21 protein-coding genes are annotated in these 21582 nt (G+C 61.9%); 13 read left to right on the top strand and 8 right to left on the bottom strand.

The window, feature by feature from the left end:
- Window positions 1-20 precede the first annotated feature (20 nt).
- The 3 genes from metG to HMPREF2822_RS03050 are packed head-to-tail and all read left to right on the top strand — an operon-like array spanning window position 21 to window position 3409.
- Complete coding sequence (gene metG / locus HMPREF2822_RS03040) at window positions 21-1853, top strand: methionine--tRNA ligase (RefSeq protein WP_070520771.1); 1833 nt, start codon at window positions 21-23, stop codon at window positions 1851-1853.
- 5 nt (window positions 1854-1858) lie between these two features.
- The gene (locus HMPREF2822_RS03045) at window positions 1859-3052 is read left to right on the top strand and encodes an MFS transporter (protein ID WP_070520775.1); all 1194 of its coding nucleotides are present in this window, start codon (window positions 1859-1861) and stop codon (window positions 3050-3052) included.
- A 48-nt stretch (window positions 3053-3100) separates the two neighbouring features.
- A complete protein-coding gene (locus HMPREF2822_RS03050; RefSeq protein ID WP_083299025.1) occupies window positions 3101-3409 on the top strand; it encodes a HigA family addiction module antitoxin in 309 nt (102 codons plus the stop codon).
- A 183-nt stretch (window positions 3410-3592) separates the two neighbouring features.
- Here the strand turns inward: HMPREF2822_RS03050 and HMPREF2822_RS03055 are convergent, their stop codons facing one another.
- From HMPREF2822_RS03055 to HMPREF2822_RS12895, 3 genes are read right to left on the bottom strand one after another with little or no spacing between them, the layout of a single operon-like run.
- Window positions 3593-4096 (bottom strand): GNAT family N-acetyltransferase, encoded by a 504-nt coding sequence (locus HMPREF2822_RS03055; RefSeq protein ID WP_070520782.1) that lies wholly within the window; start codon window positions 4094-4096, stop codon window positions 3593-3595.
- Between the two features lie 8 nt (window positions 4097-4104).
- Window positions 4105-4233 (bottom strand): GNAT family N-acetyltransferase, encoded by a 129-nt coding sequence (locus tag HMPREF2822_RS13615; protein ID WP_232755557.1) that lies wholly within the window; start codon window positions 4231-4233, stop codon window positions 4105-4107.
- On the bottom strand, window positions 4176-4598 hold the full coding sequence (locus tag HMPREF2822_RS12895) for a GNAT family N-acetyltransferase (protein WP_232755558.1): 423 nt from the start codon (window positions 4596-4598) through the stop codon (window positions 4176-4178). Before HMPREF2822_RS12895 ends, HMPREF2822_RS13615 begins: the two co-directional genes overlap by 58 nt.
- 24 nt (window positions 4599-4622) lie before the next feature.
- On the opposite strand from HMPREF2822_RS12895, the gene HMPREF2822_RS03060 reads away from it, so the two are divergent.
- From HMPREF2822_RS03060 to HMPREF2822_RS03080, 5 genes are all read left to right on the top strand, one after another.
- On the top strand, window positions 4623-5447 hold the full coding sequence (locus HMPREF2822_RS03060; protein ID WP_070520929.1) for a TatD family hydrolase: 825 nt from the start codon (window positions 4623-4625) through the stop codon (window positions 5445-5447).
- A gap of 246 nt (window positions 5448-5693) precedes the next feature.
- The gene (locus HMPREF2822_RS03065; RefSeq protein WP_070520785.1) at window positions 5694-6842 is read left to right on the top strand and encodes a resuscitation-promoting factor; all 1149 of its coding nucleotides are present in this window, start codon (window positions 5694-5696) and stop codon (window positions 6840-6842) included.
- Window positions 6843-6875: 33 nt separating this feature from the next.
- Window positions 6876-7718 carry a 16S rRNA (adenine(1518)-N(6)/adenine(1519)-N(6))-dimethyltransferase RsmA gene (rsmA, locus tag HMPREF2822_RS03070; protein ID WP_070520788.1) on the top strand — a complete coding sequence of 281 codons (843 nt, stop codon included), beginning with the start codon at window positions 6876-6878 and terminating at the stop codon, window positions 7716-7718.
- Window positions 7715-8653 carry a 4-(cytidine 5'-diphospho)-2-C-methyl-D-erythritol kinase gene (locus tag HMPREF2822_RS03075; RefSeq protein WP_070520791.1) on the top strand — a complete coding sequence of 313 codons (939 nt, stop codon included), beginning with the start codon at window positions 7715-7717 and terminating at the stop codon, window positions 8651-8653. The genes rsmA and HMPREF2822_RS03075 overlap by 4 nt, the downstream gene beginning before the upstream one ends.
- A gap of 49 nt (window positions 8654-8702) precedes the next feature.
- Window positions 8703-10538, top strand: coding sequence for an ABC-F family ATP-binding cassette domain-containing protein (locus HMPREF2822_RS03080; RefSeq protein WP_070520795.1), 1836 nt, complete (start codon window positions 8703-8705; stop codon window positions 10536-10538).
- A gap of 52 nt (window positions 10539-10590) precedes the next feature.
- On the opposite strand, the gene HMPREF2822_RS03085 is transcribed toward HMPREF2822_RS03080, so the two are convergent.
- Window positions 10591-11484, bottom strand: a complete 894-nt coding sequence (locus tag HMPREF2822_RS03085) for a LysR family transcriptional regulator (RefSeq protein ID WP_232755559.1) — start codon at window positions 11482-11484, stop codon at window positions 10591-10593.
- Between the two features lie 79 nt (window positions 11485-11563).
- On the opposite strand from HMPREF2822_RS03085, the gene HMPREF2822_RS03090 reads away from it, so the two are divergent.
- Together HMPREF2822_RS03090 and HMPREF2822_RS03095 are read left to right on the top strand one after the other, a co-directional pair.
- Window positions 11564-12463, top strand: a complete 900-nt coding sequence (locus HMPREF2822_RS03090) for an EamA family transporter (protein WP_070520801.1) — start codon at window positions 11564-11566, stop codon at window positions 12461-12463.
- Window positions 12460-13113 (top strand): NAD(P)-dependent oxidoreductase, encoded by a 654-nt coding sequence (locus HMPREF2822_RS03095; RefSeq protein ID WP_005291837.1) that lies wholly within the window; start codon window positions 12460-12462, stop codon window positions 13111-13113. Before HMPREF2822_RS03090 ends, HMPREF2822_RS03095 begins: the two co-directional genes overlap by 4 nt.
- Before the next feature lie 202 nt (window positions 13114-13315).
- Here the strand turns inward: HMPREF2822_RS03095 and HMPREF2822_RS03100 are convergent, their stop codons facing one another.
- A complete protein-coding gene (locus tag HMPREF2822_RS03100) occupies window positions 13316-14230 on the bottom strand; it encodes an AEC family transporter (protein WP_070520804.1) in 915 nt (304 codons plus the stop codon).
- A gap of 157 nt (window positions 14231-14387) precedes the next feature.
- Between HMPREF2822_RS03100 and HMPREF2822_RS03105 the strand changes: the two genes are divergently transcribed.
- Together HMPREF2822_RS03105 and HMPREF2822_RS03110 are read left to right on the top strand one after the other, a co-directional pair.
- Window positions 14388-14978 (top strand): hypothetical protein, encoded by a 591-nt coding sequence (locus HMPREF2822_RS03105; protein ID WP_070520808.1) that lies wholly within the window; start codon window positions 14388-14390, stop codon window positions 14976-14978.
- Between the two features lie 99 nt (window positions 14979-15077).
- Window positions 15078-15398 carry a putative quinol monooxygenase gene (locus HMPREF2822_RS03110; RefSeq protein ID WP_070520811.1) on the top strand — a complete coding sequence of 107 codons (321 nt, stop codon included), beginning with the start codon at window positions 15078-15080 and terminating at the stop codon, window positions 15396-15398.
- Between the two features lie 69 nt (window positions 15399-15467).
- On the opposite strand, the gene HMPREF2822_RS13620 is transcribed toward HMPREF2822_RS03110, so the two are convergent.
- Both HMPREF2822_RS13620 and HMPREF2822_RS03120 read right to left on the bottom strand, forming a co-directional pair.
- Window positions 15468-18386, bottom strand: coding sequence for an acyltransferase family protein (locus tag HMPREF2822_RS13620; protein WP_070520814.1), 2919 nt, complete (start codon window positions 18384-18386; stop codon window positions 15468-15470).
- Between the two features lie 107 nt (window positions 18387-18493).
- The gene (locus HMPREF2822_RS03120; RefSeq protein ID WP_255362880.1) at window positions 18494-19291 is read right to left on the bottom strand and encodes an HAD family hydrolase; all 798 of its coding nucleotides are present in this window, start codon (window positions 19289-19291) and stop codon (window positions 18494-18496) included.
- A 99-nt stretch (window positions 19292-19390) separates the two neighbouring features.
- Between HMPREF2822_RS03120 and HMPREF2822_RS03125 the strand changes: the two genes are divergently transcribed.
- The gene (locus HMPREF2822_RS03125; protein ID WP_070520817.1) at window positions 19391-20425 is read left to right on the top strand and encodes an enoyl-CoA hydratase/isomerase family protein; all 1035 of its coding nucleotides are present in this window, start codon (window positions 19391-19393) and stop codon (window positions 20423-20425) included.
- Between the two features lie 3 nt (window positions 20426-20428).
- On the opposite strand, the gene HMPREF2822_RS03130 is transcribed toward HMPREF2822_RS03125, so the two are convergent.
- Window positions 20429-21565, bottom strand: coding sequence for a DUF6882 domain-containing protein (locus HMPREF2822_RS03130; protein ID WP_070520820.1), 1137 nt, complete (start codon window positions 21563-21565; stop codon window positions 20429-20431).
- Window positions 21566-21582: the final 17 nt, after the last annotated feature.

Raw genomic sequence — 21582 nt, forward strand, 5'->3', positions numbered from 1 at the left:
TGTTCGATAGAGTAGAGGCCATGACTGAGACAGTTGTCGTTAATGTTGCTTGGCCCTATGCCAACGGACCCCGCCACATCGGACACGTGGCGGGCTTCGGTGTTCCTTCCGACGTGTTCGCCCGTTTCCAGCGAATGCGTGGCAACGACGTCCTCATGGTTTCTGGTACCGATGAACACGGCACCCCGCTGCTGGTTCAGGCGGACAAGGAAGGCGTGACGGTGCGTGAGTTGGCGGATCGCTACAACCGCCAGATCGTCACCGACCTGGCTGGGCTCGGCCTGTCTTATGACCTCTTTACCCGCACCACCACCCGCAACCACTACGCGGTGGTGCAGGAGCTGTTCAAGGGTCTCTACGAGAACGGCTACATGATTAAGGAGACCACCCAGGGCGCGATCTCGCCGTCCACTGGCCGCACTTTGCCGGACCGTTATATTGAGGGCACCTGCCCGCTGTGTGGCGCCGATGGCGCGCGCGGTGACCAGTGCGATAACTGCGGTAACCAGCTCGATCCGGTGGACCTGATTAACCCGGTATCCAAGATCAACGGCGAGACCCCGGAGTTTATTGACACCGAGCACTTCCTGCTGGATCTGCCTGCGGTCAAGGAGGTCCTCGAAGAGTGGTTGAAGACTCGTGAGGATTGGCGCCCCAATGTTCTCAAGTTCTCCCTCAACCTGCTGGAGGACATGCGCCCGCGCACCATGACCCGAGACATCGACTGGGGAATTCCCATTCCAGTCGAGGGCTGGGAGGACAATGGTGCGAAGAAGCTCTATGTGTGGTTCGACGCGGTCATTGGTTACCTGTCTTCTTCCATCGAGTGGGCACACCGCACCGGCAACCCGGACGCGTGGAAGGATTACTGGCAGAACCCGCAGGCGCGCCACTACTACTTCCAGGGCAAGGACAACATCACCTTCCACTCCCAGATCTGGCCGGCTGAGCTCTTGGGCTATGCGGGTAAGGGCTCCAAGGGCGGTGAGCTGCACACCTATGGTGAGCTCAACCTGCCGACGGAAATCGTGTCTTCGGAGTACCTGACCATGTCCGGGTCCAAGTTCTCCTCTTCCAAGGGCGTCGTTATCTACGTCAAGGACTTCCTTGAGGAGTTCGGTCCTGACGCGCTGCGCTACTTCATTGCCGTTGCCGGTCCGGAAAACAACGACACCGACTTCACCTGGGATGAGTTCGTGCGCCGCATTAACAACGAGCTCGCCAACGGCTGGGGCAACCTGGTTAACCGCACCGTGTCGATGGCTCACAAGAACTTCGGTGAGGTGCCGGCACCGGCCGCGCTGGAGCAGGCAGATGAGGATATCCTGTCGCTGGCGGAGGAAACCTTTGCCACCGCCGCGGGCTTCCTCGAGCAGTCCAAGTTTAAGCAAGCCATGACCGCCATCATGCACGTCGTGGGTGAGGCCAATGCCTACATCGCTGCTATGGAGCCGTGGAAGCTGGCCAAGGATGAGACCCAACGTGAGCGCCTGGCCACGGTGTTGTGGACCGCGCTGCAGGTGGTCTCCGATTGCAACGTGATGCTGACCCCGTTCCTGCCGTTTACCGCCCAAAAGGTGCACGAGACCCTGGGCCGCGAGGGGGTGTGGGCCGCACAGCCGCGCATCGAGGAAGTGGCGGATGACATGCCGGTTGAACTCGTTGGTGTTAACCTTCCGCCGGAGAATCACCTGTACCCGATCATCACGGGTGACTACTCCGCGCAGCAGGCCGCGTGGAAGCGATTCGACATAACCCCGGGGACCGCGCTGCAGAAGCCGAAGCCGCTGGTGGCTAAGCTTGACCCAGAGCTCGGTGAGACCGGCCCTGAGTGGGCCCCGGTTCAGAAGTAGAAGGGGTGGGTTTGGCGTTTCGGCGCACACTTGCGCCTGTCCTACTCTTCACAGTTGTTTGCCTGACCGCGCTGAACCTGCGCTCCGGTATTGCTTCGGTGGCACCGGTGCTGGGGCAGATCCAAGACTTCTTTGGAATCAGCTCTGGGCAGGCAGGCTTGTTGACCGCACTGCCGGGGCTGTGTTTTGCCGCCATGGGGTTGGCGGCGGTTCCCATCGCGCGCCGCGTGGGCCTAAGCCGAACCCTAGCCGGCGGCACGGTGGCCTTGGTTGCGGGGCTCGGCCTGCGTCCATGGGTCAGTAGCTTTCCGCTTTTCGTAGCGCTTACCCTGTGCGTTGTTGCCGGCATCGCGCTTGCAAATGTGCTGCTTCCTGCATGGATCAAGCAGCATGGGTCGGGCCGCACGTTGGTGGCGCTGATGACCACCTACACCACGATGTTGGGCGTTTCCAGTGCACTCGGCCCATTGTCCGCGGTGACGCAAAGGTCGTGGCAAGGTGCGTTGTGGATTTGGTGCCTGCCCGCCATCGCCCAGCTGGTGGCGTGGATAGTGGTCCTGCCTAAGGCCGGCAAGGACGTCGCCCACGGCACGGTTGATGGCGCGGAAGTGCAACGCCCCATGTTCACCTCACCCACTGCGGTGGCCATGCTCTTTTTCTTCGGTTTGCAGTCCACCATGGCCTATGTACAGATGGGGTGGCTGCCGCGCATGCTGGTAGAAAAAGGCGTGAGTGAGAACACCGCCAGTGTGGCGCTCGCTGTCATCGGAGTCTTCAATATTCTCGGTGGCGTAGTCATGCCGTGGCTCATCTCGCGTCTTAACCGCCTTACTCCCGTTCCCGTGGTGCTTTCTTTGTGCACGTGTGCCGGGTGGGGTGGAGTGCTCGTGGCTGCCGACGCCGCCCCCTTGGTCTGGGCCTCTTTGATGGGGATCGGCGGTATGTGCTTCCCATTGGCGCTGGCTCTGCTCACTGCCCGCACGCGCACCGCGCTCACCACGGCGCGGCTCTCCGGCTTCGTTCAGCCGGGCGGCTACGTCTTGGCGGGCCTCGTACCGCTGTCCGTGGGAGTGGTGCGCGGGGCCACCGGGGATTGGACCGCTGTGCTCATTGGTCTCATGGTGCTCTGTTTCTGCATGCTGGTCGCGGGTCTGCGTGCGACCACTCGGGTCTACATTGACGACGAGCTCGCTGCCTAGCTGGTTCTCGACGGTATACTGCCTGTAGAGCAGAGGAGGTTGAGATCGTTGACTACCACTAACAAGCTCCCCCCAGTACACCCAGGTGAAATCCTTATGGAGGACTTTCTCAAGGACATGGGGATTACCCAACACAAACTCGCTGTTTCGATAGGGGTCCCGCCTCGACGTATTAACGAAATCGTCCACGGAAAGCGGGCTATTACCGCCGATACGGCTCTTCGTTTGGCTAAATATTTTGGAATGTCCCCACAGTTCTGGCTGGGGCTGCAGACTCACTACGACTTGGATGTTGCGGAAGACAAAATTCTTGCTGAGTTGGACGATATTGTGCCGCTTCAGGCAGCGTCGGCTTAACTTGTGCGCTGGGAGTGACTGAGCAGCACAGTGTGAGTCTCTTGGGTTGAAACTGCCGTTGTTGCCAAAGTTTCCCGCTTCGCCTCAGGATCTGGCTTGATCTTTGGCAACAATGGCAGTGCCGTCACTGAGGTGGGGCGTAGGGCAGTGCCGTCACTGGGGTGGGGCGGCAATCAAGCCGCTTTAGGAGCGGTCGAAGTCGCGCTGCAGGTGCACCAGCCCTAGCCGCACGCCGTCCTTGGTGTGGATATTGGGCATGCGGCCGGTCTCCACGAAGCCGAACTTCTTGTGCAGGGCGATGGAGGACTCGTTGGTGTCCACGATGTAGGTGATTATCGTCTCCACGTAGTCATTTTCCTTTGCGTGATCCATGAGCGTGTCCATGAGCTCGCTGCCCACGCCCTTGCCGCGCGCTGATTCCGCGATGTAAATGGAGTCCTCCGCCGTGCCGTAGTAGATGGCTGGGGTGACGAATTGGAAGTAGGCGGCCCAACCAACAATTTCGTCGTCGTCCACGGCGACATAGACCGGATAGTTGTCCTTTTCCATCTGCGCCAGCCACTTCTCGCGGTCCTCTACGGACTCCTGCCATGTGACGAGGTTGGCGGCCGGTTTCGCGGCGGAGGCGGAGTTGTAGATGGCGGCGATTGCGGAGGCGTCGGCAAGCTCTGCGGGACGGACGTGCATGATGTTCCTTAAACCATGAGTTGCAAGTGGGTGAGGTCTATCCAGCGCCCAGCTTTGCGGCTGACTTCTTTTAACGTTCCTACAGTGGCAAAGCCGAACTTTTCATGCAACTTGATGGATGCGGCGTTGTCCGCCACGATGAGTGCCAGCAGCGTATGGACCTGTTCGGCTGCGCGGCATGCTGAACGACTGCATCAAGCAAGCGCGTGCCCACCCCGTGGCCGTGCGCTGCGGGATCAACGTAGATCGTGGTCTCGTAGCAGCCCAGCCACACTTTCGGATCGCGGTAGGGGCGGTAGAGTGCCCAGCCTAGATACGTGCCGTCATCGTCGAATGCAATGAAACAGGGGCAATTGTCGCGACCTAATTGGTGCAGGTAATCGGTGCGTTCCTCCACGGTGGCGGGTTCGCTGCGAAAGATGAAGTGGGTCTCTCGGATGGCCCAATTCAGCGTGGCGGTCATCGCGGGGACGTCGGCGTCCGTCGCTTCACGGATAATCATGCGCGCAAGACTACACTCGCAGCCATGTCTAAGAAGAAGCCACGCCCCACGCCCGTTCCCGCCGAAGGTTTGAGCCAGCTTATCGACGCCCACACGCACCTTGCCTCCTGCCGTGACGATGATTCCGAGCTCGTTGCCCGCGCTCGCGCAGCCGGGGTAGAGCGCATCGTTACCGTGGGTGATGGCTTGGCTGAGGCGGAGAAGGCTTTGGCAGCGGCGCAGGAATTCGACAACGTGTATGCCGCGTGCGCCATTCACCCCACTAAGGCGGCTGAACTTGATGAGGCTGCTCGTTTGCGCTTGAGCGAGATGGCTGCGGATCCGCGCTGCGTGGCCATCGGGGAGACAGGATTAGATACCTATTGGATTCACCACGAGCCGGAAACCACCGCGCCCCTCGAGGTGCAGGAAGAGGCTCTTCGATGGCACGCTGAGTTGGCGGCGAAGGTAGGAAAGACGCTGATGATCCACAACCGTGAGGCCGATGAGGACCTCATGCGTGTGCTGGGGGATTGCCCCGAGCCGCCGACGGTGATGCTGCACTGCTTTTCCTCGCCGCTCGCCGTGGCCAAAGAAGCCCTTGAGCGCGGCTATGTTCTGTCTTTCGCCGGCAACGTTACTTTCAAGCGTAATGAGGAGATGCGCCAGGCCGCTGCCATTGCCCCAGCTGGGCAACTGCTGATTGAAACGGATGCGCCGTACATGACGCCGGAGCCTTTCCGGGGTGCGCGTAATGAGCCCTCCTTGATTGGGCACACGTACCGTTGCGTGGCGCAGGCGCGTGGTCAAGAAGTGGAAGACCTCGCGGCGGAGGTGGCCACGACCTTCGCGCGGGTCTTTGGCGTGTGAGGATTTTCACTTTATCTAAAGGTGCTGCTCAGTGGTGGCGCACGTGTTTGTTGTGACGAGTGTGCTGCTAGTGGCCGCGGCGCGTGAATGCATTTCGTAAGTTACGTTCTGTTACCGTATTGTTATTCAAAGTTAGTCCGGCATTGATGTCGCCGGCGGGCGCGCGTGGGGCGCGCCGTGACAGGTGTTCAGAATGCGGGTTCCTGCATTGTGAACACGAAGCATCGTGAAGACGAGTAAAGGTTTATGTCCCCGAAGAAGCAGATCAAGCGAATCAACAATTCCCGCTCTTTGCCGCTGCGCATGGCTACCGGTGGTGTCCTTGGCACCCTAGCCGTGGGCGGCGTCGTTGCCGTCAGCACGCAGAAGGACATCACACTTGACGTGAACGGCGAGACCACTCAGCTGGCCACCTTCGCCGGTGATGTCAACGCTGCCCTCGAGGCTGCCGGAGTCAACGTTGAGGGAGAAGACGTTGTTTACCCGGCCCTGTCGGAGCCGGTCGCTGACGGTGATTCGATCACCGTTCGCACTGCCAAGCCTGTCGCGGTTACCATCGATGGCGTCGAAAAGCAGCTGTCGTCTACCGATCTCACGGTGTCTGACCTGCTGGGCGGCCTCGATGGAATCGCCCCGGGTGCTGCCATCACTTCCGGTTCCAAGACCGTGGAGGAGGATGAAACGGTGACTGAGGGAATGAACCTTGAAGTGGTGTCCCCGAAGATCGTTAAGCTTACTGACGGCGGTTCCGTTTCCTATGCCAGCGTTGCGGCCAAGACTGTGGGGGACGTGCTTGAGGCTCGTGGAATCACGGTGGGCAAGGATGACCGCGTATCCCCAGCTCTGGATACGCCGGTGAAGGCCGGTACTGCCATTACCGTGGACCGCGTTGAGATCTCCGAAGAGGAAAAGACGGAGGACTTTGACGCGCCGGCTAATTATGTCGATGACCCAGAACTCGTGGAAGGCACTGAGGAAGTCCGCGAGGAGGGAACCCCCGGTTCGCGCGCCGTGACCCGCAAGATTGTCAAGGTCAACGGCAAGGAAGAATCCAACGAGATTATCAAGGAAGACGTGCGCAGGGAGGCCGTTGCTGCCGTGATTGCGCGCGGAACCAAGCCGAAGTCCACCGCGCCGGCCGTTGCGGATGGCTCCGTGTGGGATTCCATCGCACAGTGTGAGGCAACCGGCAACTGGGCAATCAATACCGGCAATGGTTTCTCCGGTGGACTGCAGTTCACCCCGTCGACCTGGGCTGCTTTTGGTGGCACCGAGTATGCCCCAGAGGCATGGCAGGCTTCTCGCGAGCAGCAGATCGCTGTGGCAGAGAAGGTTCAAGCCGCGCAGGGCTGGGGTGCATGGCCTGCGTGTACCGCCAAGCTCGGCCTGCGCTAAAGCTTACGAGCCACGCGTATTAGTCTGAGTGGTATGACTCAACCCCATCTGCTGGGCCCAGTGGAGATCCGCGAACTCGCCGCTGAGCTTGACGTGACGCCGACGAAGAAGCTGGGCCAGAACTTTCTGCATGACCCGAACACCATCCGCCGCATCGTTGCTGCTGCCGATTTGTCCCCAGAGGACCACGTGGTGGAGGTGGGCCCCGGGCTGGGCTCGCTGACCCTGGGTTTGTTGGGGGAAGTTGCGCACGTAACGGCCGTGGAAATTGACTCGCGTCTGGCTGGTAAACTGCCGGATACCATGGCCGCGCGCGCAGCCGATTTTGCTGACCGTCTTTCGGTCGTGGAAAAGGATGCGCTCACCGTTGAGGCGGGCGAGTTGGGGGAGCCCACCGCTTTGGTGGCCAACCTGCCCTATAACGTCGCGGTACCGGTGTTGCTCCACCTGCTGGAGGTCTACCCATCGATTCGCCGCGTTTTGGTCATGGTGCAGCTGGAGGTGGCTGAGCGCCTCGCCGCCGCTCCGGGCAGCAAGGTCTACGGCATTCCTAGCGTGAAGGCATCTTTTTATGGCCTGGTTAGGCAAGCCGGGACAATCGGCAAGAACGTGTTTTGGCCGGCGCCGAAGATTGAGTCGGGCCTGGTGCGCATCGACTGCACCCGCCCCTTCGACGAGGCGCTGCGCCCGCGGCTTTTTGCGCTGATCGACGCCTCCTTTGCCCAACGCCGTAAGACCCTCCGCGCCGCCTTGGCGGGCTTTTATGGCTCCGCCGCGGCAGCCGAGGAGGCGCTGCGCGCGGCGAATATCGATCCGCGCCTGCGCGGCGAGAAGCTAGGTGTGGAGGACTTCGTCCGATTGGCGGAAGCCTCATGAGTAATACAGTGACTGATTCCACGCAGCTGTGGCAGGCGCGTGCCCACGCCAAGGTTAATCTGCACCTGGGCGTAGGTGAGGCCCGCGCGGACGGTTTCCACGAGCTGGCCACCGTGTTCCAATCCCTCGATGTACACGACCGCGTGAGCTACCGCTGGGGCGAGGGCTGCGCCGTGGAGGTCACGGGTAACCACGCGACAGGCGTTCCGGCATCGACCGAGAACCTGGCATGGCGCGCCATCGAGCTGGTGGCGCAAAACCTCATGCTGCCGGCAGCTGGCACGCTGACGATGGAGAAGAACATCCCCGCCGCCGGCGGGATGGCTGGCGGCTCCGCCGATGCCGCCGCGGCCCTGCTTTTGGCCAATCACGCGCTGAGCACTGAGTTTGGTCGGAAGCCTCTCAGCATGGAAAAGCTCTACGAACTCGCCGCGGAACTCGGCTCCGATGTGCCTTTTACCCTCATGGGCGGCACGGCTTTGGGACGCGGCCGCGGTGAGCTTCTGACTCCGATGCTGGCGCGTGGGTGCTATATCTGGGCGATCATCACCAATGCTGAGGGTTTGTCTACGCCGTCGGTATTCCGCAAGCTGGATGAGCTGCGCGCTGCCGGCCGTGGAAGCACAGCGCACTTGGACACGGAAGCCGTGGGTCAAGCCCTCGTAGGAGGCAACCCCCGTGAGCTCGCCGCAGTGATGCACAATGACCTCCAGCCAGCAGCACTCTCGCTGCGCCCGGACTTGCGCAAGATTCTGGATACTGGTGAGGCCGCCGGCGCCCTCAAGGGAATTGTCTCCGGTTCTGGTCCTACCTGCGCCTTCCTCTGCGAAAACGAGGAGACCGCGCAGGAGGTGGTGGCCCAGGTGTGCGCCGATAACCGCGGGACCCGCGGATTGGTGACCTATGGGCCGGCTACCGGTGCAACGCTGGTGTAGAGGCCTGCAGCCAGATTTCCACGCTGAGACACTAAGATGAACTCTCGCTATGGCGAACCTCATTAACCTCGAAAACGTAACCAAGTCCTTCGGGCTCAAGACCCTGCTGAACGGGGTCTCCCTCGGTGTTCAAACCGGTGACCGCATCGGCATCGTCGGCGTCAACGGCGGCGGCAAGACCACGCTGCTGGAGGTCCTCACCGGCATTGAGCCGCCGGACGCGGGCCGCGTATCCCACAACTCGGATTTGCGCATGGCGGTGGTGACCCAACGCTTCGAGCTGGAGGAGTCCCTCACCATCGCCCAGGTCATCATTGAGCCGCTCGGGCTGGAAACCTTCGAGTGGGCATCCAACGCGAAGGTGCGCGATGTTCTCGGTGGCCTCGGCATCGTTGACCTGGGGCTGGACACTCCCGTTGGTTCACTTTCCGGTGGTGAGCGCCGTCGCGTCAACCTTGCTGCTGCGCTCGTCCAAGACCTCGACATCGTGGTGCTCGATGAGCCGACAAACCACCTTGACGTCGAGGGTGTGCAGTGGCTGGCCAGTCACCTGCTTTCGCGCAAACTGGCGGTGGTCGTTGTCACGCACGACCGTTGGTTCCTCGACACCGTCGCCACCACGACCTGGGAGGTGCACGATGGCGTAGTCGATGCCTACGAGGGCGGCTATAACGACTGGACTTTTGCCCGCGCTGAGCGCGCCCGCCAGGCTGATGCCATCGAGCAGCGCCGCCAGAATCTGGCGCGCAAAGAGCTGGCGTGGCTGCGCCGCGGGGCGCCTGCCCGTACCTCAAAGCCGCGCTACCGCATTGAGGCGGCTGAGGCACTCATCGCGGATGTTCCAGCGCCGCGCGACAAGGTTGAGCTCATGGCCTTCTCTAAGCAGCGCCAGGGGCGGGTCGTTATCGAGCTTGAGGATGCAAAGGTTACGACACCCGATGGGCGCACGCTGGTGGATCACCTCACCTGGCGGCTGGCGCCGGGCGAGCGCATCGGCCTCGTCGGCGTTAATGGTTCCGGTAAGACCACGCTGCTGCGCGCCCTTGCCGGTGAAGTCGAGCTTGCCGCTGGCAAACGCATCGAGGGCAAGACCGTGCGCCTGGGCTGGCTGCGCCAGGAGCTCGATGACCTGGATCCACAGCGCCGGCTTCTCGACGCTGTCGAAGACGTCGCCACCTACGTCCACCTGGGCAAGAAAGAACTTTCTGCCTCCCAGCTGGCCGAGCGCCTGGGCTTTTCTGCCAAGCGCCAGCGCACACCCGTCGGTGACCTATCGGGCGGTGAGCGCCGCCGTTTGCAGCTGACCCGAGTGCTCATGGCGGAGCCAAACGTGCTGCTTCTCGACGAGCCCACGAACGACCTCGACATCGATACCCTCCAAGAACTTGAATCCTTGCTGGACTCGTGGCCGGGAACCTTGGTGGTTATTTCTCACGACCGTTACCTCATTGAGCGCATCGCGGACAACACCTATGCGCTGTTTGGGGATGGCAAGCTCACCAACCTGCCGGGCGGAATCGAGGAGTACTTGCGCCGCCGCCAGGAGATGGAAGCCGCCACCGCTGGCGGTGTGCTCGACTTGGGCGAGGCCTCGAAGAACGCTGACGATCAGCGTACGGAAACCGCCCCGGTAAAACGGCTGAGTTCCCAGGAGGAGCGCGAGCTGACCAAGAAGATGAACGCGCTCGAGCGCAAGATGGGCAAGCTCGACGACAAGACGGCGAAGCTGAATGAAAAGATGGCGCAGGCCGCGGAGAAGATGTCTTCCGGAGAGGGAGACAGCGGCGAGCTGGCCAAGCTCGACGCCGACCTCAAAGCGGTGGCCGCCGAGCGCGAGGAGCTAGAGATGGAATGGCTGGAGCTGGGGGAGAAGCTGGAAGGCTAGTGTTCGATGGCTAGTTGTACTGACCGGAGACGTTGATCGAGGCGATCTGGCATCAGTCGACCATGTGCAGGGCGATTGATTCCTTGACCTGTTCGATGAACGCTCGAGCGGCGGGGCTCGGATTGAAAGATCCCCACGCGATGTACTCGGTCCGGCAAGGGCCATCGACCACGGGAATGGCTCGCAGCGCTGGGTTGGCTGGCACACAGTCGACGGGCAGCAGGCAGACGCCCAACCCGCGTTCGACGAGGGCGAGCATGAACTCGGTCGACATCGCCTCGAAGCCCACGCGGCGTTGAAGGCCTGCGGCAGCGAATGCCCGATCGCCTTGGAGCCTGCCCGGTGACCCGGCCGGGAAGTCAACGAACGTCTCGTCGGCCAGGTCGGCCAGGGCTAAGGTGCCCCTGTGTGCTAGCCGATGCTGTGACGCCATAACAGCGACGAGACGCCCTCGGGCGATCTCGTGCGCGGTGAGTCCGGACGCTGGGGTGACGTCGGCGTCCACGCCGAGGAATGCTACGTCCAGTCTCCCGCTGCTGAGATCGCGCATGAACTCATTGCTTCCCCCGCTCCGCACGGTGAGATCCACGTGGGGATAGCTGGCGTGGAAGGCTGCGACGATGTCGGGCACGCTGACGGCTGTGACCGTCGGGATCACACCTACCGACAAGCTTCCGCGGACCTGGTCCACGGCCTCGGCGGCGACCGCCACGGCGCGGTCAGCGGCTGCGAGGCTGATCCGTGCTTCCGTGAGGAAGGCTTCGCCGGCGGGGGTCAGCTCGACCCGGCGGGATGAGCGCACGAACAGTGCCGTGCCGAGTTCCTTTTCGAGGGCCTTGATCTGGTGGCTCAGGGCTGACTGCACGACGAAGCAGCTTTCTGCTGCTCGCGTGAAGTTGCGTTTCTCGGCGATCGCCACGACGTACCTGAGCTGTTGGAGTTCCATCCAATCATGATAGCAGCTCATTGTTTGGGTGAGAACAATGTGTTGGACTCACTACTGGTGAGCGACTGATGATGGATGCATGAACACTTCTTCTCATGGGCGCCGCGGTTCGTTGCTTTGGACCTGTTTGACGGCGCTGGCCCCCGCTACGTGGGGGACGACATACATCGTGACCACCCACCTCCTCCCAGCCGGGCATCCATTGTTTGCTGCGTTCATGAGGACGCTGCCGGCAGGGATCATCGCCTTGTGCCTGTCGAGGCAGCTGCCGCGCGGTTCGTGGAGGTGGAAGAGCTTCGTGTTGGGCGGTCTGAACATGGCCGCGTTCTTCCCCCTGCTGTTCTTGTCGGCGCAGCGTCTTCCGGGCGGGGTAGCGGCCACGCTGAATGCGGTACAGCCCATCATCGTTGCCCTGCTGGCCGTGACTGTCCTCCACGAGCAACTCTCCGGATGGCGTCTGGGATGGGGTGTCGTGGGTGTCGTGGGCGTGGCCCTCGTGGTTCTCGGTCCAAGCGCTGCTCTGGACCCGGTGGGCGTGGTTGAAGGACTCGGCGGCGCAGCGGCCATGGCCACCGGCGTGGTCCTCACCAAGAAGTGGAAGCTCCCGGAAGGTGTCTCGCCCGTCGCACTGGCCGGTTGGCAGCTGACGTCCGCCGGCCTGCTGCTGGCGATCCCGGCGCTGCTGGTGGAGGGACCACCGCCGGTAATTCCTGTCCATGGCTGGCTTGGGTACGCCTGGCTCGGCCTGGTCGGAGCGCTGGTCTCCTACAGCCTCTGGTTTACCGGCATCCGGCGGCTTCCGGTCACGTCCACAGCCCTCCTGGGACTCCTCTCGCCGTTGGTCGCCGCCCTGCTCGGCGCCCTGATCGCGCATGAACACCTCGGAGCCGAGCAGTACCTCGGCTTCGCGATCGCCCTGGCTGCCATGGTCTGTGGCCAGCTCCCCGCCCCCACCAATTATCGAAAGGACAATTCATGAACATCACGATTCTCGGAGCCACCGGCATGGCCGGTACCGCGATCGCGCAGGAGGCCACACGCCGCGGCCACCACGTCACTTCCGTATCGCGCAACCCACCGGAGACCAACGACCCGCATACTACCGTCGCTCGTCTCGATCTGACAGATCTCGAGGCACCCCTGCAGCCCGTCCTGAACGACGCAGACGCCGTCGTGCTCGCCGTGCGCATGGCCCCCGGCGATGAGAGCAGTGTGGCTCCGCTGACCAGCCATGTCCTCGACCACGCCGCTGTCGCGGGGGTTCGGGTTCTGGTCGTAGGAGGAGCAGCGCCCTTACGCTCACCTCACGATCGGGAGTTACGCGTCCTGGACGACCCCACCTTCGTGCCGCCCCAGTGGCGTGACGTCGCATCGGCCAGCCTCGACCAGTTCAACGCGTGTACAGAACATCCGAACCAGAACTGGACCTACCTGAGTCCGTCGGCAGTCTTCGAGCCCGGACAGGGAACCGGCGCTTATCGCCGAGGCGGTGACACGCTTCTGATCAACCACGACGGTACGTCGCGGATCACCCCTGCGGACCTGGCCCTGGCCGTACTCGATGAGCTGGAACAGCCCAGCACCCAACGTCACTTCACCGCCATCGAGCAAGCAAAGGGTCTGGCCTAAAGTTAGCGGTTCACAGAGGAATCCTCGCTAACAACCGTGAGGGGGTCGAGTTATCGGCCCCCTCCGTCTATTCCAAGGGGACGCTCTTGCTCCACGCCAACGCAACACTGGCCTCACACGGCTTGCGGGAACCAGCCGCCCTTCTCACGATTGACCAACGTCTCCGGTCAGTACAGCTAGTGCTCGCCAGCGAGGGTCAGCTCTACCCGAAGAATGCTGCGATGGCGAGCATGGCCGGCAAGGAGAGAAAAGTGGTGAGGAAGACCGTATCGCGCGCCACCGTCTCTCCCGATTGGTAGGTCGCGGCGTAGTTATAAACGTTCTGCGCGGTCGGAAGCGCAGACAAGATGAGTGCCGCGTATAGCTCCTTGCCGCTCAGGCCCAAGGCTAGGCCCGTCGCCAAGGCGATGGCTGGCATGGCTACGAGCTTGAGCACGGTGGCGGTAATGGTTGGTAGGCGGTCGCTAGCCAGCAACCCGTCTCCAGTGAGGGAAGCTCCGAAACTCATCAGGATCATTGGGATGGAGGCCCCGCCGAGGATCTCGAGGGGCGCCATGATGACCTCTGGCACGTGCCAGCCTGCCGCAGAAACGATGAAGCCGGCGACGGCAGCGATGACAACCGGTGCCGTAAGCCCAGAGAACACAGAGCTGCTTATCGAGCGCAGGCTTGTCCCCTGTGCATTGAGACCGGCGATGATGAAGGGGGAGAGCACTGCCATCTGGAGCACGAGTGCTGGCACCACAAAGGTGGCATCACCGATGACATAGGTGGCGATGGGCAGCCCGATGTTGACGGAGTTGTAATAGCTGGCCGCGGCCGCTCCGGCCATCGTCTCAGCCCCGCTCCGCCGGAAGAACAGCGCACTGAGCAAGCCATACAGCGCCATCGTGGCAACCGAGGCAATCGCTATGACAGCGACAACCGGAGACATAAAAGCAGAGGTATCCGAGGTGGCCACGCTGGAGAAGATGAGCGCCGGAGTCGCAGCCCAGAACGCTGTGCGGTTGAACTGCAGGCGCGCCTCACCGTGGCCGATAATGCCCCGGTGTCCCAGAAAGAACCCCACACCGATAACCACAAAAATGATGGCAAATCCGGTTAAGACATCCAGCACCAGTGAACAACCTCTCGAAGAATCCTAAAAGCAAGTCTCCGGTCATTCTTCCACGCCGGTCTTTTCCACCGGCAGCTGATAACAAAGTGATATCGAAAATGCCGTATGACCGGGAAGTCTTTTTCAAGGCGGGCGGACTTATGGCACGGTGGTAGTTATGAATTCTTTGCGTCGTGTTTCCCGCCTGTCCGCTACCTCCGCCGTGGCAGTATCCCTCACCGCCCTTCTTTCGGTCTCCGCGGCCCAGGCCGCCCCGGCTAACCCATCGTCCGCACAGCCCCAGGAACTGAACCAGCTGTCTTCCCAGGCTATGGAGCAGGTTAACTCTTTTGAAGTTGAGCTTCCTGCGCAGGCTTATGACCTGGCTAAGCAGTACAACGTCCAGCTGCCGGACTTCATCAAGAAGCCGACCCCGGCGGTGGCCGATGAGCTCGTTGGCGCAACCCATGCCCACCTGATTAAGCAGGGCCACCACGAAGATGCCAACGCCAAGAACATCGCCCAGGAGTGGGCAAACCAGGCTGCGGCCGGCAAGGTTACCTTCCAGGACAATGCAGGCGATGGCCTGACTCATTTGGAAGAGGGCAGCGGTAACATTTACAAGCTCACGGAGCAGGAAGCTAAGGATCGCGTGAACTGGCTCAACCGCGATGTTCCTGTGACCAAGACTGACGGCACCGGCTTCGGCGTTGCGCAGGCCTTCGACGGAACCCACGTCTACGTTGCGGAGTACTTCTTCAACAAGTAGACCTTCACGCGGCCGGTGATAAGCCGCTTTTACAAAAGGCCCTGCCGCTACAGGCAGGGCCTTCTGCACGTTTTCGCGTAGAAGGTTACAGTGGGGCCCATGATTTTGATCAACGTACAGTTCCACGTCAAGCCCGAGTACGCCGATACCTTCCTGGAAGAGATCGACTGGTACACCAAGGCCTGCCAGGCAGAGCCCGGCTGCATTGACTTCAAGTGGTTCCGCGATCCGGAAGACAAGCAGCGCTTCCTGCTCCTCGAGTCCTACAAGGACGGCACTGATGTCGACCACGTCAACACCGAGCACTTCAAGCGCTCGTGCGAGGAGCTGCCGAAGTACCTGGTGGAGACCCCGGACATCATCAACACTCACATCGACGGTAAGACGGAATGGGACAAGATGGCTGAATTTTCGGTCTAAACCCTACGCGTTGACAAAAGCCGCCCGGCAGAAGCCGGGCGGCTTTTAGCGATCATCAGGGGCTTTTAGCTAGCGGGAGCAGACGGTGGTGAGGTCCTTTTCCTCGTTGGCGTATTGCTCCACGGCGTCGTACAGCGCATCCGCGTAAAGATGTGCGCCTTCGGGGAGCGGGTGGACGCCGTCGTCGTAAAGCATGGCAGGGTTCTCCTGAGCCATGCCGCACCAGTCTGCGATGTAGACGTTGTCGTGAGCAGTCGCGGCGTCAATAATCTCGGCGCGTGCCTGTCCCATCCAATCGCGCTCGCCGTAGGGCAAGACGAGCACCAGCGTGCGCTCGGGGCCGACGATGTCGATGAGCTCGTCCATCTGGCCCTCAAACGTAGCCCCGTTGGTTCCCAAGCCCACAAACACGGTGGAGCGCAACTGCCCGGAATCCTTCTGCGCCTTGATGACGGGAAGGGCTGCCGAATAGTGGCGGGAGATCGTGGCGTCGATGCTAATGCCCGGGAAACGCTCATTGAGAGCCTCGGAGGCAGCGAGCATGACGGAATCACCGATAGCACTAATCTCGTTTCCAGTGGGAAGCGCACGCTTTTCCTTCGGCTTCGTGGTCTCGGAAGGCTTTGCGGGGACAGACGATGACTGTGCCGGGGCAGAATTCTCCGCCTGTTCGTTGGACAGCGCCATGCGCTCGAGCTCGCGCTCCAGTTCGCTCTTATCCTCCGAAGTCACCAGCGCGTAGCCCACGCCCAGTACGGAAAGAACAACGAGGACGGGAACGGCAGGCCACATGGCCTTGCCAAAACCATCTTTGACCTCTTGCGCGCTGGGGCGTGCAGCCCAGTAGGCGTGCCACGTAGGGCGGAATCCGGCGCGGCGGAAGGGATTTTCTACAAACTGGTAGGTCACCTCAGCCAGCACGCAGCTCAGCGGAAGCGACAGGAGGCCTAGGAGCCAGGAGGGGGCGTCGGACAGCGCGTGGACAATCATTACCACCGGCCAGTGCCAGAGGTAGAGGGAGAACGAGCGCTGGCCCAGCCACCGCATCACACGGGTGCGGAAGATCCACGTGAGGGGACCAGATTCGCGCACCACTGCCCAAATCATTGCCGCGCCGAGGACACTGGTAAGGACGAGGCCGCCGCGGTAGGTGAAATCCCGATCCGCGCCCATCCACACCAATTGCGCGAGGTAGCCAACTAATGCGAAGGAACCAACGGTTCCGGCGAGAACGCCCTTGTTTGCGGCCGGCCAAGAATCCGCGTCCATGTCCTTGTCGGTGGAGGTCATGAGGAGGGACAGCATCGCGCCGATGAGGAGACCGAACGCGTGGGTATCGGTGCCGTAGTACACACGCGTGGGATCCTCGCCCGGGCTATAGAGCAGTGCCATGGCGACGGCCGAGGCACATGCGAGGATGAGCGATACGGCGATGGGCAGGCGCTTGGGCTTGCGGCGGGAAAAGGCAAAGACGCCAAGCATCAACAGCGGCCAGATCAGGTAGAACTGTTCCTCGACAGCCAAGGACCAATAGTGGGCGAAAACTTGTACTTCATTAGGCGCAAAATAGGTTTGGCTCGTGGCGATTTGGGTCCAGTTGTTGACAAAGAAGAACGTGCCCAAGAATTGTTCGCGGATGCCAACGGCCAGGTCCCCACCAATGAGCGACACTATCGCTGTGCATATGGACAGGACTATGAGTGCGGCCGGGAGGATTCGCCGGAAGCGGCGGAGCCAAAAGCCTTTGAGGCTGATGCGTCCAGTGACGTTGAACTCGCGAACAAGCAGCGAGGTGATGAGGAACCCGGAAAGGACAAAGAACATGTCCACACCGAGGTAGCCGCCGGGGAGAATATCCCCGAAGAAGTGGTAGATCACCACGGCGAGAACCGCTAGACCGCGCAGACCATCCAGGCCCGGCACTTGGCGCAGGCGGGCGCGCGCACGGCGCTTTGAGCCAGCGGGGGCAGTGGGGCCAGAGGCGGTTGCGTTGCGGGCGGATGCAGAAGCAGCTGCTGGAGCTGCGGCGGCTGTGCCCGCCGCGACGGTTGCGGTTGCAGGGGCGGCTGCAGCGGCGGCAGTGGGGGAAGCCTGTGCTACTCGCCGCTTTTCTGATCGGCGTTTTTCCTGCTTGGCGCTTAACGCCCCGACGGATTGCGAGCGGCGGGCCAGAGCACGCGAAATCTCGTTCTCGGTGCCGGGTGAAGCCTTCTTCTCAGGTTGCTTGGATTCCCCGGTTCCTTTGCTCTTTTGGGGCGTTGTGGTTTCCCGGGGCTTTGCGGCCGCCTCGGTCTTTGTCTCCTCGTTGGCCTTTGCAGTCGCCGGGGCTTTCTTGGGTTTCTGGGCCGTCGCGGCCTTTTCGGCTCCTTCTTGCCGCTTGGGGTGTGCTGGAGCCGGGGAAGGAGACTGTGCTTTGTCGCCGTGTGCAGGTGGCTGCTTCGCAGCGGGCTGAGTTTGTGATGGTTTGGTTGTTGAAGCCTTGTCGACGCTGGGCGTTGCAGGTGCTTGGCGTCGTTGGGCGGGGGCCTGCGGGTTCGGATGCCGCGGAATGGCCCGACGTGGGCCGCGCCGACCGGCTGAAGCTACTTCGGCTTCCTCGCGGGCCTTAACTAGTTTGGCCTTTTTCACCGCCGAGGCTTTGGGAAGTGCATCCGGAGCCAGATCTAGAGTGAAGTCTTCAGCCGAACGCGGGCGTACGCGGCCAGGCCGAGTGGCTGGGCGCTGGGCATTACGGGGTCCGTGCCCAGTGGGTGCTGGTGGAGTCTTAGGGGCGCTTGCCTTAGCAGGCTTATCGTTCGCGGCAGGCGCGGTGGACTTAGCAGGTGGCGGGGACTGAGAGGGCGTAGCAGGCGCAGTGCGCGCGGAAGCTGCAGCGGGTGAAGGCGAGGTAGTTTTCGAGGAATCCGCCGAGGAGGACGGAGCGGGACTCGATGCAGACGACTCGCCCTTTGCCAAACGTGACATCATCGACCGCAAAAACTTCTTCACTACACACTCCGCAGGTAGACACCGGGGTTCGGGTACTGAGGCTCAGTAACCCGAGTAATCCTACTCTGTGCGTGGAGGCTACTCGGGCAAGGCTGCGGGGGAGCGTGTTAGGTGCGCAAAAGCTGGCGTAGTACGGTGCTAACCCCGTTGTCGGTATTGGCCGGGGCGATGATATCTGCGATTTCCTTCAGCTGAGGATGCGCGTTTTCCATGGCCACAGCCGTCCCGGCGGCGCGTAGCATCTCGAAATCATTGAGGTAGTCACCGAAGGCCACAGTGGCTGCGATCGGAATACCGGCGAGCTCAGCGAGCTTAGTTAGCGCCGTACCTTTTTCCACGCCGCGGGCCATCACATCGAGCCAGACCTTGCCGGATACGGCGACATTGTCCTCCGGGACGGCGCGGACGATGGGATCGTAAATGTGCGCCTCAGAACCAGATTCGCAGAAGATAGCAATCTTGATGATGTTGCTATCCGGCACTGCATCCAAGTCATCGACCCAAGTGACCGCCTTGTAGTACTTTGCAATCTCTGTACGTGCCGCGTCTGACACATCCCGTGCAACGTAGGCGGTCTCCGGGGAACATAGAACTACGGTATGTTCCACGCCGATGGCCGCAGCAGCCTCTCGTGCCGCGTGCACGGTGGATTCCGCAAGCGGGAATGCCGCGATGATCTCACCGCCGCGCATGATGACCGAGCCGTTTTCGGCGATAAACGTTTCGCCTTTCGGGAACATGTCCTTCAAGGTGGCCAGTTGGCGCCCCGAGGCCGGAACCAGCTCGCAGCCGCGGGCAGTGGCCAGGTCCTGGAGCACCGAAAAGTCTGCAGGGAGTTGGCCATGCGCGTCGAGGAGCGTGCCGTCCATATCAAGGGCAACAAGTTGTGGGAGCAAGTAAGTCACACCAATCTAAAAGTGTTGGGCTAGAGGCAGGGAACCATGTCCAACGTAGCGCCAAGAAATAGGTGGCTGAAACTTTTGTGATATGGAACACTGGTGCGCATGACTACGACTGATCCAGTACTCGTTTCCGTGCGCAACCACACAGGAGTCCTCGAACTCAACCGGCCGAAGGCCCTGAACTCTTTGAACCCGGACATGATTGACATCATCCGCCGCTCCCTCGAAGCGTGGGCACAGGATGACGACATCGAGCAGGTCCTTATTTACTCCAATAGTCCCAAGGCATTCTGCGCAGGCGGCGACGTGCGCCACGCGCGGGAGGGAATCGCGGAAGGCAAGCTGGACGAGGTTGATGCCTTCTTCGCCAGCGAGTACCTCACCAACGGCGATATCGCCGAGTTTCCGAAGCCCTACATCGCCGTCATCGACGGCGTCGTCATGGGCGGTGGATTGGGCATTTCCCTGCACGGTTCGCACCGCGTGGTGACGGAAAAGGCCTTCGCTTCGATGCCGGAGATGAATATCGGCTACGTCACGGACGTCGGAGTAGCCTATGCGGCCCAGCGCATGGTGGGCACCCGCGGTGTAGCCTCGCCGGGTTTGGCAAAGTTTTGGGGTCTGAGCGGGTACCGCATGTATGCCGCGGACATGCTGTGGACGGGCGTGGCAACCCACGTGGTCAAGGATGCAGCCGAGCTGATTGAAGCCGCTATCGAGCGCGGTATTGATGCCGCACTGGAAGAGCTGGCCCTACCCGCGCCACAGCAGCCAGCACCGCTCGAGCAGGTGGCTCAAGACCTGGAGGAGACCTTCGCGCTGCCTACGTGGGAGGAGATTTCCGCGGAGCTGGACAAGCGCCCGCAGATCGCCGGCGAGGTGCGTCGCCTCATGGCAGCCGCGTGCCCAGCCGCCATCATCGCGGCCAATGAGCTCTATGAGGCGGAAGCCGCTGTCGACGATATCCGTGAGGCGCTCCTGCTAGAACTCAAACTGGGCATGTACATGTACCGCCGCCCCGACTTTTCCGAAGGCGTGCGTGCGGTACTGGTGGACAAGACCCAGGACGCAGCGTTTAACCCGGCGACCACGGAGGACGTTGACGTCGAAGAATTCCGCGCGGTGCTGAGCTCCTAGCGGTTATATAGGGCGTGCTCGCTGGTATGCGGCGCGCGCCCGTTGCTCATCCACTCCCGCCGGCACCGCAACATTGAGCGTGGCCTGCGCGGCGGCCCGTGATGGCGCGGGCAGGTGAAACGCGGGGGCGTCGGATAACGCCAGCCCTTGACGGCCGTCGGGTAGCTGCACTGGCAGCAGGGTCCACAGCCCCAGAATTGGCATGGCTAGCTGCGGCAAGCGCAGAGAGCGTGCCTCGGGGATGGGTACGCGGGCGCGAATCAGCTCGGGGATGGCATTGTCATATCCGAAGCGGCGCAGGTTCGCCGCGGCGTGGGCGGACATGGATCCGGAGAGCTCGTCAGCCCATGCCCACGTAAAGGTGTTCGTTGTGGCGTTGAGGGTGGCGATGAGATGGGAGGGAACCGTAAGCGAACCATAATCGGAGTTCACCACGGTGCGCGACGTGTCAGGGTCAAGGTCAGCCCACAGGTTGGGGAATCGGGCCTCCAGGAAGAAATTGTGCTCGGTGGCCATAAAGTGGGCGTCGGCCAGCACATCGCGTGCGCTAAGCCCGCCGCGGCCCGAGGGACGGGGGAGAGCCGTGATCCGGGTGCCGTGGAAGTGTGCGAGGCCTTGTACACCATCTGGTGCCACGCCCACATAGGAGGCGAGCTCGGCGGTGGCCAGGCGTTCGTCGACGCCTCCCTCAATATCCCCCGAATGCTCAAGCCCGGCCAGGATGCTGACACGGGGATCGGGGTGGATCTCCGCGAAGTCAACGGCGACGAGCGCCTCGCCCTCGCCCTGCGGGACGCGGATGACTGGGCGGTCACCCACCAGCCGCCGCGCCAAGCCGCGGAGCAGGGCGGAATCGGGCTGCGGGCCGTGGAACTCCGGTTGCGGCGCGTGTTCCGTCAACCCCGTAGCCCAGTGCAAGAGGCCATCCTGGATTGTGGCTAGGCGCAGGCCATCGAAATCATAGGTCCCAGAGGCGGTAGTAAAACGCACCACTGCGCGCTGATCGGTGGCGGGCTCGGAGTCGGAAGATGCAAAGTTCACCTCGACGTCGCGCACGTCGCCCAAGCGTGAGGAGAACGCGGCGTCGATGCCGGCTTGAATGAAGGCGCCAGCGGAGTACAGGTCCTGGGCTGAGTCCATTAGTGCTCCTTGACTTG

Source organism: Corynebacterium sp. HMSC062E11, assembly GCF_001811845.1.
GTDB lineage: Bacteria > Actinomycetota > Actinomycetes > Mycobacteriales > Mycobacteriaceae > Corynebacterium > Corynebacterium hesseae.